The 16107-nt window shown below is 32.9% G+C and carries 14 protein-coding genes and 2 pseudogenes (1 of these 16 only partly in view); 9 read left to right on the forward strand and 7 right to left on the reverse strand.

Annotated elements, in window-relative coordinates; translation table 11 throughout:
* Nucleotides 1–192: 192 nt before the first annotated feature.
* The 7 genes from A2255_03085 to A2255_03115 form a co-directional block, all read right to left on the reverse strand.
* Entirely contained in the window at nt 193–1002 is an 810-nt protein-coding gene (locus A2255_03085) for a hypothetical protein (protein ID OGI23651.1), read from the reverse strand.
* Nucleotides 983–1771 carry a hypothetical protein gene (locus A2255_03090; protein OGI23652.1) on the reverse strand — a complete coding sequence of 263 codons (789 nt, stop codon included), beginning with the start codon at nt 1769–1771 and terminating at the stop codon, nt 983–985. The genes A2255_03085 and A2255_03090 overlap by 20 nt, the downstream gene beginning before the upstream one ends.
* 25 nt (nt 1772–1796) lie before the next feature.
* Nucleotides 1797–2510 carry a hypothetical protein gene (locus tag A2255_03095; GenBank protein OGI23653.1) on the reverse strand — a complete coding sequence of 238 codons (714 nt, stop codon included), beginning with the start codon at nt 2508–2510 and terminating at the stop codon, nt 1797–1799.
* 281 nt (nt 2511–2791) lie between these two features.
* Nucleotides 2792–3199: a hypothetical protein gene (locus A2255_03100; GenBank protein ID OGI23654.1), complete on the reverse strand. Its 408-nt coding sequence runs from the start codon at nt 3197–3199 to the stop codon at nt 2792–2794.
* Nucleotides 3200–3318: 119 nt separating this feature from the next.
* On the reverse strand, nt 3319–4725 hold the full coding sequence (locus A2255_03105; protein OGI23655.1) for an aspartate ammonia-lyase: 1407 nt from the start codon (nt 4723–4725) through the stop codon (nt 3319–3321).
* Between the two features lie 270 nt (nt 4726–4995).
* Nucleotides 4996–5295: a hypothetical protein gene (locus A2255_03110; protein ID OGI23656.1), complete on the reverse strand. Its 300-nt coding sequence runs from the start codon at nt 5293–5295 to the stop codon at nt 4996–4998.
* Nucleotides 5296–5470: 175 nt separating this feature from the next.
* Complete coding sequence (locus tag A2255_03115; protein OGI23657.1) at nt 5471–6709, reverse strand: [FeFe] hydrogenase H-cluster maturation GTPase HydF; 1239 nt, start codon at nt 6707–6709, stop codon at nt 5471–5473.
* Nucleotides 6710–6986: 277 nt separating this feature from the next.
* On the opposite strand from A2255_03115, the pseudogene A2255_03120 reads away from it, so the two are divergent.
* From A2255_03120 to A2255_03160, 9 genes and pseudogenes are all read left to right on the forward strand, one after another.
* Nucleotides 6987–8234 (forward strand): annotated as a pseudogene (locus A2255_03120) (homocitrate synthase).
* A 112-nt stretch (nt 8235–8346) separates the two neighbouring features.
* Nucleotides 8347–9648, forward strand: coding sequence for a 3-isopropylmalate dehydratase large subunit (locus A2255_03125; protein OGI23658.1), 1302 nt, complete (start codon nt 8347–8349; stop codon nt 9646–9648).
* A gap of 40 nt (nt 9649–9688) precedes the next feature.
* Complete coding sequence (locus tag A2255_03130) at nt 9689–10189, forward strand: 3-isopropylmalate dehydratase (protein OGI23659.1); 501 nt, start codon at nt 9689–9691, stop codon at nt 10187–10189.
* 9 nt (nt 10190–10198) lie between these two features.
* The gene (locus A2255_03135) at nt 10199–11221 is read left to right on the forward strand and encodes an isocitrate dehydrogenase (protein ID OGI23660.1); all 1023 of its coding nucleotides are present in this window, start codon (nt 10199–10201) and stop codon (nt 11219–11221) included.
* Between the two features lie 15 nt (nt 11222–11236).
* Complete coding sequence (locus tag A2255_03140) at nt 11237–11620, forward strand: hypothetical protein (GenBank protein OGI23661.1); 384 nt, start codon at nt 11237–11239, stop codon at nt 11618–11620.
* Nucleotides 11621–11699: 79 nt separating this feature from the next.
* Nucleotides 11700–12554: a hypothetical protein gene (locus A2255_03145; GenBank protein OGI23662.1), complete on the forward strand. Its 855-nt coding sequence runs from the start codon at nt 11700–11702 to the stop codon at nt 12552–12554.
* A 67-nt stretch (nt 12555–12621) separates the two neighbouring features.
* Nucleotides 12622–14166: a hypothetical protein gene (locus A2255_03150; GenBank protein OGI23663.1), complete on the forward strand. Its 1545-nt coding sequence runs from the start codon at nt 12622–12624 to the stop codon at nt 14164–14166.
* 121 nt (nt 14167–14287) lie between these two features.
* Nucleotides 14288–15619 (forward strand): ribosome biogenesis GTPase Der, encoded by a 1332-nt coding sequence (locus A2255_03155; protein ID OGI23664.1) that lies wholly within the window; start codon nt 14288–14290, stop codon nt 15617–15619.
* Nucleotides 15620–15639: 20 nt separating this feature from the next.
* Nucleotides 15640–16107, forward strand: a pseudogene (locus tag A2255_03160) (acyl-phosphate glycerol 3-phosphate acyltransferase) (it continues 159 nt past the right edge of the window).

Genomic DNA, 16107 nt, shown 5'->3' on the forward strand with positions numbered 1-16107 from the left:
TCTTATAACCAGCAAATAATCGAGCAATAAAAAATGCGTAAGTATTTTTTATTGCGTCCTTATAATCAATTCGAAATTTAGGTAATATCCATTACCTAACTCAAGTCATCGACTATAGCCTTTTAAACAGGTAGACTTAATTTAAAGCTATCAGTTTATAGCACGATTGAGATTTATTATTATTGAAATCTATTACTTACTGGCTTCAAAAAAGTATTTATCTAACCAGTCAAAAACCACTTTTTGTGCCCCAGGTTGAAATTTAAGTAAGCTTGTCCCATTTCCACCATCAGGAAAAACTTTAAATTCCTTTACTCCTTGAACATATTTAATCAATTCCGACGATCCATCATATGAAAATGCATCTTTTTTACTAACCATAACTAATACAGGATGATTTCCATAATTCACCATAGGAATTCTTGTTTCAATACCTTTATAAGTGACGGTAGGCGATAATAAAATAAGAGTTTTAATACTTTTATTGTTTTTACTTGCTGCAATTACTGCCGCATTTGCACTTATATTAGAGGCAACAAGAGCAACCTTGTTAATATTTACCTCAGGATATTGCTGTCTAACAGCATCCATAGCTGAAGAGATATCATCAGGATATTTTTGAAAATCTTTATTTTTGAAATTTTGCCAATATTTACGTTTTCCTTTTCCATCAATAATACTTTGACCGTGGCCTCTTAAATCAAGAATTAAAATGGCAGCATTAGGATTCTGTTCTTTTATTTTGGAAGCATAAGCTTGCCATTCAATTTTACTTTTGCCTAAAGAATGCAAGAATATTACTAGGGGAGCCTTGTTTTTGACAGATGCACTTTTAGGGACCTCAATAGATCCAAACATATTAAAACTATCCTTAGCCCTGAATTGAAATTCAACAGGCCCAGTCACTCTTCTCGCATCAGCAGAATAAAAACAGCAAGAATAAAGCATTAAAACTACTAAAAATAAAGAATATAAAACTATCTTATTTCTTAAGATATTCATTTAACCAATTTACTACTTTCTTTTGTAAACCTTCTGATTTATTCAGAAGGTTTGTACCATGCTCTTTATTATCATATATTAACAAATCATGAATTGTTTTTACTACTTCATTTAGTTGATTAGAGGATTCATAGGCATATTTATCACCTGATCCTGCTACCATCAAGATAGGCACCTTTAAATTTTTTGCAGGTTCAAGTATCTCTAATCCCCTATAATTTAAACCAGGAGATAAAGCAATTACTGTTTTAACTTTATTCTGATATCTTGATGCACATATAATTGCAGCATTAGCCCCAATACTTGCTCCTGCTATACCTATTTGCTCAGAATCAACAAATTTATCTTGCGAAATAAAATCAACTAAATCAATTACATCCTCAGGAATTTTATTCCAATCATTCTCATTCATATTCTGGTAGAACACTTCTTTACCATTCTTCATTCTTACGCTTCTACCATGCCCCCTTAAATCAGCGCTATAAACAACAAACCCATTATCCAATAGCTCTGGAATAAGCTTATTCCAACTTGCTTTATCCTTTCCAAGCATATGTAATAGTAAAATTGCCGGATATTTTCCTTCTACTTTGGGTGAATAAAATTCAACTGCTATATTTAATCCATCTTTTGCTTCAATAGTGATTTCTCTCATATTTAATTTATCAAAATCTAAATTTACCTGTTCATTATTACCATTTAGAGTACAAACAAATAATAAACATGCCAATATAAATACAATACCACCTATAACAAACAACCCATCCATCAATAAATTCTCCTTTAATTTAAGTCTATTGATGATTTTCTTTTATATAAGCATTTGCTGCAACCCTGACGCGTTCAATATTTTGTCCTATCTTTTCGTTAAAGAATGCCTCGTTCCTTTTAACTGACTTTATATCAGCAATTGAAAGGATAGCTATTAAATCAATAAGTTGCTGTTTTTTAAAGACTTGAGCAAGATTTTCAGCATTAAGCTGCATTTTATTACAAGCAATCAAGCCTAATATTTGGTGATTTTTTATCAAAACATATACATCGTTTATAAAATCTTCCTCAAAACCCAGTCTATAAAGTATGGAGCTGGTCATTTCAGCTCCTTTTGCAGGATGCTGCGGATCTACTTCTTTTTCATTCTTGGCAATATCATGTAATAGCGCTGTATATAAGAGAATTAGCTTATTGAATTTGCTTAAAGTCTTATACAGTTTTTCTTTTTGTATTTCTTTTATCACAAGAAGTGTATGTATACTCAAATCATAGTCGTGCGTAATATGCTGCTTACAATCAATAAGCCTTTTCCATTCAGGAATATTTTCCAAAATCAAGTTTAAAAGCTTTGCCTGATTATCTTTTAAAACAGAAAAATCAACTTTATTATGATAAATAATATCAAAATCAATACTATCCCAATTAACCGACAATAGAAGCTCACTAAGCCTTCTGGTTTCTTCAGGTAATAGGAAAAATAAACGCTCTAACTCTATATCTCTAATATTCTGCATAATACAACTTTATAAATTATTTCTATTTAATTTTATCAAAAATGTACAAATTTTCCTGCTACCAATAAATCCTATATTACATATATACTATAATTTCCTCAATTAACTTATAGAAATTACTATTTAACCTATTAAACAAGCAATATTTAGAACCAATTAAAAAATAATTCATTAAGCTCAGGAATAACATTTGAGTCATCATAAGAATGTGAAGATAATTCTTAAAATGATTATAGTATTATTCCTGCATTGATTTAATCCCCGAACAAGCTGAGGATTAATTATTGAATTTTAGATTTAATAAACTCAGCAAAAGCCTTATCAACACTCTCAATATGTTGTACAAACCAATTAACAAGGAGTTGTTTGATTTGTCTAACAAATTCAATTGAGCCGCCTTGCTCTTTAAACACTTTTTTTATAGAGATAAAATTCTCATCAAAAAACCTGTGTTCCATAATATGAGACTTTTTATCAGGATAATCATATTTTTCCATGAGTTTTTCTTCAGAAATAAAATGAATTGAAATATATTTTTCAAGATAGTTTATTATATTACGTATTTCTTCAATTTCCATGCGGTTATTACAAGCTAGAAGTAATCGATCGAATTTCTCGAAAAGCTCAGCGTGCTGTTTATCTATCTCTTCAACGCCTGTAATTAATTCATCTTTTAATTTCATTGTCATATCTTTTTCCTAAAATAAAAATACACTAATACCCTAAAAATAACTTCTTAAAGTACTTATCGTAATCCATTGATTACAGTATATTTTAACTCTTATAATAGAGTATGATTTCAACTGTATTAAAAATCAATTGATTTAGTATGACCTAATGCCAGAATAGCTTCAGGGGATGTTAGACTATCAAATTCTTCCTCAGTTATATAATTGTTTTTTACAACAAAATCTTTTACTGACATATCAGTCTTTTCAAGTTCTTTTGCTATTTGTGATACTTTTTTATAGCCAAGAACAGGAACAAGCGCTGTTATAGAAGCATAACTGCACTCTACTGATTTCTTTATATTTGCATTATTAGCAGTAATTCCGGTTATACATCTTTCTCTAAATGTTTTATTTGCATTAATCAAGAGCCTAAGAGATTCAATCAGAGTAAAAGCAATAAGTGGGATATTTTGGTTTAATTCAAGCTGGCCTCCTGCAACGCATTGATTAATTATTACGTTATTTCCAAGAACTTTTATTCCGGATTGTGCCACAACTTCAGGAATAACAGGATTGACTTTCCCGGGCATTATTGATGAACCTACCTGAACCGGAGGAAGCGTAATCTCGCTTAAGCCTGCCTGAGGGCCTGAATTAAGCAGTCTTAAATCATTGGCTATTTTTATTAAACTCGCCGCATGAGCATTTAAAATTCCGCTAACTTCACTAAACACATCAAGATTTTGAGTATTTTCAACAAGATTCTCTGCTCTTGCAAGTCCAAGTCCTGTTAATTCTCTTAATTTTTCAATTACTCCGAATATAAACTTCCTTGGAGCACAAAGACCTGTTCCTACAGCGGTACCCCCTATATTAACTACTCTAAGTCTTTCCTCACACTTATAAATTCTCCATCTATCTCTTGATATAGCTTCAGCATAGGCAGAAAATTCTTTACCCAGAGTAATCAAAACAGCATCCATTAACTGAGTTCTGGCAACTTTTACAATATCAGCAAATTCTCTTTCCTTGGCCTGAAAACTCTCCTGAAGTGCAATGACTTCCTGCTCAAGCTCTTTCATAAGAAAAATTGAGGCAATTTTAAGAGCAGTAGGATAAACATCATTTGTAGACTGATATAAATTTATATCTTCTAAAGGATCAATACATTTATAATCGCCTTTTTCTTTTCCCATCAATTCAAGAGCTCTGTTTGCTATAACTTCATTAACGTTCATATTAGTAGAAGTCCCGGCTCCGCCCTGAATAGGATCAACTATAATCTGATCATCAAGTTTACCTTCTATTAAATCCTCACAGGCCTGTAAAATAGCATTAGCCTTAGAGTCAGACCACTTATTCATTTCTTTAATAGTAAGAATGCAAGCTAATTTAACATACCCTAACGCTTTTATGAATTCTCTATCAATCCTGTAACCTGATATTTTAAAATTCTGATTTGCTCTATAAGTATGTATTCCCCAGTATGCTTCCTGTGGAATCCTCACTGTCCCTAAAAAATCACTTTCTTCTCTAAAACTCATTTTTATCTTTTCCTACATCCATTATTTATAATAACTCAAGTTGCTAGCTAGATAAACTCTTGTTTTGAGATTACTTCGCAAAAACGATTATTGTTTAGTATTCACATATCAAGACTCGTAATAACAGTGGTATTACTGGAAGAATTGTTGACTTAAGACAGTGCGAAATACTCCAATAATAATAGTTGTATCATTAGAATGACATACACGATTATTTAAATAGCAAAAAAGAGGCTTTTACCTCTTTTTTTAATATTTTTGTATTTAAAATTAAGCCTTTAAATTAATGGTTTTTCCTTCTGCAAAAGATTTCTCAAAATTATTAAATATATCATTAAAATCCGGATTACTCATACTTTTTAACATTACAAGCCTCATTAGAAGATCGTAATCTTTGGCTTCCTGGCCAGTATAAATATTGACTTCATCATAATTATTCCCCTGTACAACTTCAACAGGATCTTTATCAGACTTTGCTACAGTTTTTAAATTATAAATAACTTCTTTTAATGATTTATCAGGATTTCCTAGCTTGATTGTATACTTGCCACCAAATGTAACTCTATTCATTCTTCTAATCCTCTTTTTCAACTCAAAAAATTACTATAATGAGTAAAAGTTAAATAAGAATTAAAATACATTAACCTTGTAGGCAAGATTTAGCTAACATACTTAAACACATGTACTAATTCCGTTAAGCAGCTAGGCTATAGTTTGAGCTGCATAATTACATATCTGTTATAAATTATTTACTAGCCATCTTTACTTCTTCATATATATGTTTTGCTAGAGGGAATGGTTCTAAGGCTCTTTCAAAAATGCCCAAAGAATATGCTATTGTAAGCCCATAATTTGTTATTGGAACTTCAACTTGTCTGGATTTCATAATTCTGGAGAGAACTTCTCTTCTATTTGTCATACAGGCACCACAATGGATAATCAATTTATAATCAGCTATATTCTCAGGAAAATCATGCCCTGCATAATGCTCAAAATGCAATTTACCGCCAACATATTGAGTAAGCCATCTTGGTATTTTAACCCTTCCTATATCATCTCCTATCGCATGATGGGTGCAAGATTCACAAATAAGAACCTTATCATTGGTTTTTAGTGAATCTATAGCAAGAGTCCCTCTGACAAACTCATTTAACTCTCCCTTAAATCTGGCAAATAATATAGAAAATGAAGTTAACAGAACATTTTTTGGCACATCCGCAGAAACTTTCAGAAATGACTGAGAATCTGTAACTACAATATGAGGAGGTTTATTTAGTCTGTTAAGCGCATCTTTCAGCTCCCTTTCTTTAACCACCATAACCATAGAATCATTATCCAATAAATCTCTTATAGTTTGCACCTGTGGCAATATCAATCTACCTTTTGGGGCTTCTAAATCAATTGGAACGACTAAAATAGCAAGCTCTCCAGGAGGGATCAGGTCGGATACGATAGAAGGTGTACTCAAAAATTCTTCCGGTGCTAACTTTATAATCTTTTGCTTTAATTCATCAATTCCATCACCAAGCATTGCAGATGTAATAACAGGTTCTAATTCAAGTTTTCTAACATCTTCAAGACTATTTCTATCAATTTCTCCAAGATCGGCTTTATTAAATACAGAAATTACAGGAATATTCATCTCTTTTAACTTGTGATAAAGTTGCTTTTCAAAATTATCCCAGCCTGATTGGTCACTTACAATAATAGCAAGATCAGTTCTATCAAGAACTGTTAGCGTTTTTTGAACTCTCATCTCGCCTAAACTGCCTTCATCATCTATTCCGGCAGTATCTAAAAATAAAACCGGACCTAAAGGCAATAATTCCATTGCTTTTTCTACAGGATCAGTAGTTGTACCTGCTATATTAGAGACGATTGATATATTCTGCCTTGTAAGAGAATTTAATAAGTGAGACTTTCCTACGTTTCTTTTCCCAAAAATTCCAATATGTAGTCTCATTCCTCTTGGAGTATTTTGCATAATTACTGCTCCCGCACTAAATAAAAAAATGATTAACTAATAAATTTAATATAAATCTTTTTTCCGATTTAAAAAAACTTTTTTAACTTATATAAAAGACATGTCCAATTACATTTTAAAACAATCTTATATAAAAATAAGTCATTATCTTGTAAATATCTCAAAACAAATTATTGATTTAAGATAAAAAATTGTATAATCTTAAAATAAGTGTAAGAAATACTATTTAAGAAGAGATCAATTTATTGAGTGTTAAGAATTATGAGAGGAAACAACTATGGTCGAGGCTAAAAACACTATCTATATAGTGGATGTGACAAACAGAGACGGCGTTCAAACTTCCAGGCTTGGACTTGCTAAACTTGAAAAAACTATGATTAACCTCCTCCTGGACGAAATGGGAATTACACAATCCGAATTTGGATTTCCTAATACACGTCACGAGATCAATTATTTAAATGCAAATTTACAACTTGTAGATAGACGAGCAATAACAAAAACAAAGCTGAGTGGTTGGATGAGAGCTCTAGCTAGTGATGTTTATCAATCGTTCCAAAACGTCCCCAGGCTAACACATGTTAATTTATCAATCTCTACCTCAGATCAGATGATCCAAGGTAAATTTGGCGGAAGAAAAGACAAAGATGATATAATAGCTCAGGCTATAGATGCAGTAGAAGCAGCAAATACCTGTGGAGCGCACGCAATTGGCGTCAATGCAGAAGATGCATCAAGAACAGATGATGAATTTTTAATTAAATTCGGTAAAGCAGTAAGAGATCATGGTGCTCATAGACTCAGATATTGTGATACCCTTGGTTACGATGATCCACAAACCACATATACAAGAATCTTTAACCTTGCATCAGCAGTTGGACTCCCAATTGAATTACATTATCATAATGATATCGGCATGGCTGTAGCAAACTCAATTATGGGAGCCAAAGCAGCTATCGATGCAGGAGTTGATGCATATATTAATACCGCCATTAATGGCATGGGTGAAAGAGCAGGTAATGCAGATTTGGTATCCTGTTTACTAGCCATCCTTAAATCAAGCGGTTTTAAAGGTAAATATATTCTTGATCCAAAAATTAATTTAAGTGCAGCTTGGAAATTAGCTAAATATACTTCTTATGCTTTTGGAGTGCCAATCCCAATAAATCACCCAGCGGTTGGGGATAATGCATTTGCACATGAATCAGGTATCCATGCTGATGGTGCACTTAAAGACAGAAGAAATTATGAATTATATGACTTTGAAGAACTCGGAAGAGGCGAACCTGAAATGGTAGAAACAGGCCGTATGATTACCGTAGGAGAATATGGCGGAATTAAAGGATTCAGAAACGTATATGAAAAACTTGAATTAGAATTCCGTGATGAGGATGAAGCAAGGAATATTCTGGAACTTGCAAGATATGCTAACGTTCATACACAGAAACCTCTTCTGGATAACGAGTTGAAATTTATATACGAATATCCTGATATTGCTGCTAAAATAATGACTGTAACACCATATTATGTCCCAACAGGCGAACTCAAAAAACGTATGGAAAAGTTTCAACCTATAACTGCAGATAGTCAGCCTACTAACGTAGAAAAATAGTATATACATCAATAAAAAGGAATTATTTATGGGAAAAACTATAGCTGAGAAGATTATTAGTGAACACTGTGGGAAAAGCGTAAAAGCCGGTGAATTTGTCATTGCTAAAGTTGACGTCACCGCTGTACAAGATGGAACTGGCCCTCTTACCATAGAAGAAATAAGAAAAATAAATCTTGAACAAGCAGCTAATCCTGAAAGAACCATACTTTTTATTGACCATGCAGCTCCAAGTCCAAGAAAAGAACTATCGAATGCACATAAAACTTTAAGAGAATTTGCTAAAAAAACAGGAGCGATTCTTTCTGAAATTGGAGAAGGAGTCTGCCACCAAAGATTAGTTGAAGATTATGTTAACCCTGGTGAAATTTTAATAGGAGCAGACTCTCATACTTGCACTTCTGGAGCTTTAGGTGCCTTTGCTACGGGTATGGGATCCACAGATGTTGGTATAGCTATAGCTTTGGGAAAAGTCTGGTTGAAAGTGCCAGAAACTATTAAAATAGAAGTGAACGGACAATTCCAACCGGGAGTTGCCGCTAAAGATCTTATTTTACATTTAATAGGAATAATTGGCGCAGACGGAGCAACTTATAAAGCTCTGGAATTCACCGGTGAAACTATTACAAATATGACTATGTCAGACAGATTTACACTTGCAAATATGGCTGTTGAAGCCGGAGCAAAAGCTGGCTTAGTTGCTTCTGATGAAATTACCAGGGACTACCTCATTACTAGAGGCAGAGGCCATATGTATAGAGAAATTAATGCTGATCCTGATGCTGTATATGAAAGAGTTATTGAAATAGATGTAACAAAGCTTGAACCAACAGTTTCATGCCCTCATAGTGTTGATAATATAACAACAGTTGACAAACTAAGTAATATTAAAGTGGATCAGGTATTCATTGGCAGTTGTACAAATGGACGTATTGAAGACTTAAGAATTGCAGCTCAAGTTCTTCAAGATAAAAGAATAAACCCTGATACAAGATTGATAGTAGTTCCTGCATCAAGAGAAGTATTCATTGAGGCTTTGAAAGAAGGCATTATTAGAATTTTCATAGAAGCTGGAGCTTTTATTTCCTCACCGGGCTGCGGGCCTTGCGTTGGTGTTCATTGTGGAATTCTCGGAGATGATGAAGTTTGCCTTTCTACTCAAAACAGAAATTTCCAGGGTAGAATGGGTAATCCTAAGGGGCAGATTTACTTATGCTCCCCTGCAACAGCAGCTCTTAGCGCCATAACAGGTTATATTACCGATCCTAGAGAAGTTGTGGCAAGATTTTCTTCTCAAAGAATTTATCCTTTCGAAAGATATATAAGCTGATTTAAGCCTGGTTTTTAAGAAAAATTTAAGGAGCTAAACTATGGATAAAAAAGGTAAAGCCTGGAAATTTGGAGATGATATAAGCACTGATCATATAGCACCTGGTAGATTATTTCACTTAAGAACTAATTTACCTGAATTCGCAAAACACGTATTAGAAGATGCAAACCCTGAATTTGCTTCCAATATGTCACAAGGTGATTTTGTAGTAGCAGGAAGAAACTTTGGACTTGGTTCCTCAAGAGAACATGCTCCTACAATTATCAAGCTTGCAGGTGTAAATGGAGTGCTCGCAAAATCATTTGCAAGAATCTTCTTTAGAAACGCCATCAATATTGGTCTACTTTTAATAGAATGTGACACAGATAAAATAAATCAGGATGATGAAATTGAAGTTGATCTTGAAAAAGGTATAGTTAAAAACCTGACTCAAAATATTGATATACCAATTACACCGCTACCTGATGTTATGATAAAAATCCTCAATGAAGGTGGACTAGCAAAACACATAGAAAAACATGGTAATTTTCAATTAGTTTAGGGAGAAAATATGTATAATATTACTTTAATTCCAGGTGACGGAATTGGTCCTGAGATTACTGAAGCAGCTATTAAAGTAATAGAATCAACAGGTATAAAAATCAATTGGGAAGTGGTAAACGCCGGATCTGATTTTATTGAAACAGAAGGCACTCCTTTACCTGATAAAGTTCTGGAATCAATTAAAAAAAATAAAGTTGCTCTTAAAGGGCCTATTACAACGCCAATTGGAACAGGTTTCAGGAGTGTAAATGTTACTTTAAGAAAGGAACTAGATTTATTTGCCTGTGTTAGACCTGCAAAAACAATTAAAGGCATAAAATCAAAATTTGATAATATTGATCTGGTAGTATTCAGAGAAAATACAGAAGATTTATATGCTGGTATTGAAAGACAAATAGATGAAAATACTGCTGAATCAATCAAACTTATTACAAGAGGAGCTTCTGAAAAAATAGCCAAAGCGGCTTTTGAATATGCAGTAAAAGAAAACCGTAAAAAAGTAACAGCAATAACAAAAGCAAATATATGCAAACTTTCTGACGGTTTATTCCTTGAAGCAGCAAAAAAAGTAGCAAAAGATTATCCTCAGATTCAATACGAGGAATTACTAATCGACAATATGTGCATGCAATTGGTGCAATATCCTGAATTATATGATGTTTTATTATTACCAAACCTTTATGGTGACATCATATCAGACCTGACAGCCGGATTAATTGGAGGTCTGGGTATAGCACCTGGTGCAAATTATGGTACAGATCTGGCAATTTTCGAGCCAGTCCACGGAAGTTCCCCTGGATTAAAAGGACTTAATAAGGCTAACCCGACAGCATTAATTCTATCTGCTGCAATGATGCTTAGACATCTAGGCGAGGTAAAAGCAGCTAAGAATATATATAATGCAGTTGCAAAGGTTATTCAAAAGAATGAAACCGTAACTTTTGATCTTGGTGGTCATGCTTCAACAATGGAAATGGCACAAGCTATCATAGCTGAAATGCAAAACAATTCAGTTTCCTGTAAATCCTAGAAATTTATCTAAAATATGAGCTATATTAATCTTAGACCACATCATTTTTTATGTATCCCTGGATACAAAGGTTATGGTTATTCTAAAAAATTTGAGGTTAATATGGAAAAAGTAATTAAGTCCTTAACTCAGGGAGTTAATGTTAAAATTACTCTTGGCAATGATGATATATGTGAACATTGCCTAAGCCCAAACTCCAGTCTGTGTTCTCAAGCTTATACTGAAAAACTTGATTCAACAGTTATGGGAATTCTAGGATTAAAAGAAGGTGAAGTAGTTGATTTTCAAGAAAAGATTGATGTCTTGAAAAAAATTATGACACCTCTAGCTCATCAAAAAATTTGCAAACAGTGTGTATGGATGAAGAAAGGGCTCTGCGCTGATACATTCAAAAAATAAAATCTATATTACTCAATTAATAGCTAATTATAAGAAGAAGGCTGCAAAAAACATTAAGGAAAATTCATCATTTCCCTTAATGTTTTATTGCGCTGTCCTTATGCCTTTAATAATTTTCCTAATTTTAGCCATTTCCGGTTCAAAATTAGGAAAATTTGACTCTGATAAAGCTATAAACTTTTATTCCCCGACAAAAGGAGTTTATGTTGTTGATGTTAATATAAAAAAATGCCCGGATTGCATTGTCCCTTATGTATCAGACTCACTTGAAACAGTACAAACAGTTGCAGAAAAAACAAATTCAGCTGCTGCAATTAATGGGGGGTTTTTTGATCCAATAAACACTAAAACTACTTCTTTCATAATTAAAGATGGAGAATTGGCGGCAGATCCCAGGGATAATCCGAACTTAATGAACAATCCAAGTCTCAAAGCATATTTACCTACTATTTTAAACAGATCTGAATTTAGAATATTAAGCTGCCATTTGAATTGTGGTAATTACAGCAAAATTTATCAGATAGCACAGCATAATGATCCAATAGAGATGAAATGCGAAATATTCAACTCAATACAAGCCGGTCCTGAGCTCTTACCTGATTTAAAGCTGGAAGAAGAAGCTTTTGTCGTTAAAAAAGATGGTAAAGTAATAAGGGAGTCTGCTGGAGCTTTAGGTAAATATGCCAGATCAGCTATTGGAATTAAAGAAGATCATATTTTATTTGTAGCAGCAAGTAATGAACGACCTATGACTCTTAAAGAACTAGCAGAATTTATGAAAAGCTTAGAAGTCGAACAAGCTCTTGCCCTCGATGGCGGAAGCTCAACGTCTTTATATATAAATTTACCTGATCAGCCTAAATTTATATTAACTTCAGCCAAAGAAAATGCTGCAAGGCGAGTAAAATCTATTATTCTAATACAACCCGAATAATTACTGCTAAAAAAGTCTATTTTCTGATAACATCATTTATATAAATCAGTACAGAAAAATAAATATTATGAGTCATACAAAAAAAATTATATTTTTTATAGCCTTGTTTATACTGGTTTGCTTGTTTTCTGCTATACATAACAGCGCTGATAGGGATTTATGGCATAGATTAGCAGTAGGAGCATTATTTTTTCAGACAGGTTGGGTATTAAAGCATGATATCTTTGCTTACACACCGACAAAAGATCTATGGGTAGATCATGAATGGGGATCAGGAGTCATATTTTACTTTTTATCACATAATTTTGGGGATTATGGTCTTATAGCATTAAAGGTTTTAATAGCATTTACAGTCCTAACTGTTATTTTAGCAGCTAATCACTTGATATCATCAGATAAAAAATACAGAATAGGGTTTTATATAATTACCCTGACTGGTCTTTGGCCTGGGTTTGGCAGTACAATAAGATGCCAGCTATTTACTTACCTCTTTTTTACCCTCTGGGTATACATTCTTGAAAGAATACGTCGGGGAGAAAATAGACTTATATGGATATTTCCAGCTACAATGTTACTTTGGGTAAACCTACACGGTGGTTTTGTGGCCGGATTTGGCTTACTTGTCCTGTATGCTTTAGGTGAACTTTTAAACAAGAAAAATCCTGTTAAATATTTAGGAATTATCAGCCTTACGCTGCCGGTTACTCTAATTAATCCCTATGGAATTAAATTCTGGCATTATATGATTGAAGCAATTACCATGCCGAGGCCATATATTACTGAATGGGAACCATTAAATCTTTTAGGATCAGTTAATGACTGGCTTGGATATAAGATTTTACTTGTAATAGCAATATTTAGCTTTGGTTATAAGCTAATATCAAAAGATAAAAAGCTAGATTGGACTGAGATAACATTACTTTTAGTAACGTTTATACTCTCACTCAGACAGGAAAGACAGGCAATATTTTTTGTAATTATCGCCTCTATCTTTATTTATAAGCATTTTTATACAGCAATTAATGCATTATTCGGAGAATACCTGGACAAATTCAAAAATTTATTTTCTGAAAGTCAATATGATCTGATTAACTTTACAAGACAAGCAGTCGTATTCATATTTATTATTGTTGTTGGGGCATATTATAGCATTATAACTCCGCATATTATTAAAGTTAATCCAAAAGATTATCCTGCAAGTGCTGTTGAATTCATTAAAACTAATAACTTAAAAGGCAATTTGCTCGTCCCATTTAACTGGGGTAGTTATTCATTATGGAAGCTTTACCCTCAATGCCTCGTAGCAATCGATGGAAGATATGAAGAAACATATTCAAATGAGGTATATATTGATATTTCGAATTTTTTCTTTTCATTTGAGCCTACACAAAAAGTGCTGGATAAATATTCTGCTGATATTATTCTTATTGAAGCAAATACCAAAACCAACAATAAACTTAAAACTTTAAAAGACTGGAAGGTTATCTATCAGGATAAATATTCAGCTGTATTTATACCCTCTTCAATCAAGAAAAATGAGTGGATATTACCTGATAAAAATATTGATTACTCTAAAAACAAGTATTTAAGTAATATTAATTTTTTATTCTAAGTCCATAATCATTATGCATACTGCTTTATTGAATAAATATAAATAAATCATCTCAATAATATAATTTGGTTTGAGTTATACTTGTTAATGTTCTGATAATTACTGGATATAATAAACAATTATGAAAAGAAAACCAATAGTTGCTATTGTTGGAAGACCAAATGTAGGTAAATCTACATTTGTAAACAGATTATTAGGTTCAAGAGAATCTATAGTCGATGACATGCCAGGTGTCACCAGAGACAGGCTATACTTTAACGTGGAATGGGCTGGTCATAATTTCACTGTTATAGATACTGGCGGCATTGTACCCGGCATGGAAGATGAAATTATGATGTCCATCTATACACAGGTAGAAATAGCTACTGCTGAAGCCGATGTCATTATTTTTATGGTAGACGGTAAAGAAGGACTTAATCCTGTCGATATTGATGTGGCAAATTTATTAAGAAAAAGCGAAAAACCTATATTTTTAACGGTAAATAAGATTGATATTCCAGAAAAAACCGCACTTGTAGCTGATTTTTATTCTCTTGGAATTGGAGAACCTTATCCGGTTTCCTCTATGCATGGTACAGGAGGAATCGGGGATTTATTAGATGATCTAATTAAGGCTTTACCTGAATTTGTTTCCGATGAAGAAGTAAAGCCAATACATATTGCAATTGTCGGTAGACCTAATGCAGGTAAATCTTCCCTTGTTAATTCATTATTAGGGGAAGAAAGGGTCATAGTAAGTGAAATAGCAGGAACCACGAGAGATGCAATTAATACCAACTTATGTGTTGATGGTAATTGCTACACCTTAGTAGATACAGCAGGAATTAGAAGAAAAGCACGAGTTGAATATGGCATAGAAAAATTCTCAGTAGCAAGATCAATTAAAGCTATTAAAAATTCTGATGTAACTCTTCTTTTAATTGATGCTACAGAAGGTATTACCGATCAGGACAAAAAAATAGGCGAAATAAGCAATGATGCAGGTAGAGCTATTGTAATTGCAGTAAATAAATGGGACTTAATCGAAGATAAGCACTCAACTTCGACTAATGAATTTACAAAACTCATCAGAAAAGAAGCTCCACACCTGAGCTTTGCACCAATACTATTTATAAGCGCAGTAACCAAACAGAGAATAAACAAAATATTTGCTGCAGTACTTGAATCATACGAATATTCACATAAAAAAATATCTACCAGTCTACTAAATAAAGTTATTCTGGAAGCTTTTGCTTTAAATCCACCAACATCAAAAAAAGGAAAAAGGCTAAAAGCATACTATTCAACCCAAATAGGAGTAGAACCCCCTACATTTGTAATTTTTGTGAACAGTGCAAAACTTATATCAGATAGTTATAAAAGATATTTAGAGAATAAACTCAGAGAAGCATTTGGATTTTTTGGAACTCCTATTAAAATATTAATAAGAGAAAGATCAGAAAAAGGAAAATAATAAGGAGAAGTAGGACATTTATGGATTACCAATATTATTTATTTATTCTGGCTATAGTAACTTTAGCTTATATTATAGGCTCAATTCCAACAGGATATATACTTGTCAAACTTGTTAAAGGACTTGATATAAGGCAAATTGGAAGTGGCAGTACAGGCGCAACTAATGTAAAAAGAGTTCTTGGCACCTGGGCTTTTATTCTCGTAATGTTTATTGATGCCTTAAAAGGATATTTGCCTGTTATAATTGCTAAAGATCTACAATTTCAACTTGATTTATTCCCTCAATACGACATATTACCAATATTAGTTGCTGTTGCAGTAATTATTGGACATAGCAGATCCGTATTCTTAAAGTTTACCGGTGGAAAATCCGTTGCTTCAGGAGTTGGAACCATATTTGGATTAAGCTTTCCTGTAGGATTAATAACGGCTTTAACCTGGGTAGTTATAACTTATTTGACCAAATATGTTTCTGTAGGTTCAATA

The organism is Candidatus Melainabacteria bacterium RIFOXYA2_FULL_32_9 (assembly GCA_001784615.1).
GTDB lineage: Bacteria > Cyanobacteriota > Vampirovibrionia > Gastranaerophilales > UBA9579 > UBA9579.

Bases quoted from the DNA above. Each gene is read 5' to 3' on its own strand.
- A2255_03100 (OGI23654.1), bottom strand. From the start codon at position 3,199: ATGACAATGAAATTAAAAGATGAATTAATTACAGGCGTTGAAGAGATA.
- A2255_03090 (OGI23652.1), bottom strand. From the start codon at position 1,771: ATGGATGGGTTGTTTGTTATAGGTGGTATTGTATTTATATTGGCATGT.
- A2255_03130 (OGI23659.1), top strand. From the start codon at position 9,689: ATGGATAAAAAAGGTAAAGCCTGGAAATTTGGAGATGATATAAGCACT.
- A2255_03105 (OGI23655.1), bottom strand. From the start codon at position 4,725: ATGAGTTTTAGAGAAGAAAGTGATTTTTTAGGGACAGTGAGGATTCCA.
- A2255_03145 (OGI23662.1), top strand. From the start codon at position 11,700: ATGTTTTATTGCGCTGTCCTTATGCCTTTAATAATTTTCCTAATTTTA.
- A2255_03140 (OGI23661.1), top strand. From the start codon at position 11,237: ATGAGCTATATTAATCTTAGACCACATCATTTTTTATGTATCCCTGGA.
- A2255_03155 (OGI23664.1), top strand. From the start codon at position 14,288: ATGAAAAGAAAACCAATAGTTGCTATTGTTGGAAGACCAAATGTAGGT.
- A2255_03095 (OGI23653.1), bottom strand. From the start codon at position 2,510: ATGCAGAATATTAGAGATATAGAGTTAGAGCGTTTATTTTTCCTATTA.
- A2255_03135 (OGI23660.1), top strand. From the start codon at position 10,199: ATGTATAATATTACTTTAATTCCAGGTGACGGAATTGGTCCTGAGATT.
- A2255_03150 (OGI23663.1), top strand. From the start codon at position 12,622: ATGAGTCATACAAAAAAAATTATATTTTTTATAGCCTTGTTTATACTG.
- A2255_03110 (OGI23656.1), bottom strand. From the start codon at position 5,295: ATGAATAGAGTTACATTTGGTGGCAAGTATACAATCAAGCTAGGAAAT.
- A2255_03115 (OGI23657.1), bottom strand. From the start codon at position 6,709: ATGCAAAATACTCCAAGAGGAATGAGACTACATATTGGAATTTTTGGG.
- A2255_03085 (OGI23651.1), bottom strand. From the start codon at position 1,002: ATGAATATCTTAAGAAATAAGATAGTTTTATATTCTTTATTTTTAGTA.
- A2255_03125 (OGI23658.1), top strand. From the start codon at position 8,347: ATGGGAAAAACTATAGCTGAGAAGATTATTAGTGAACACTGTGGGAAA.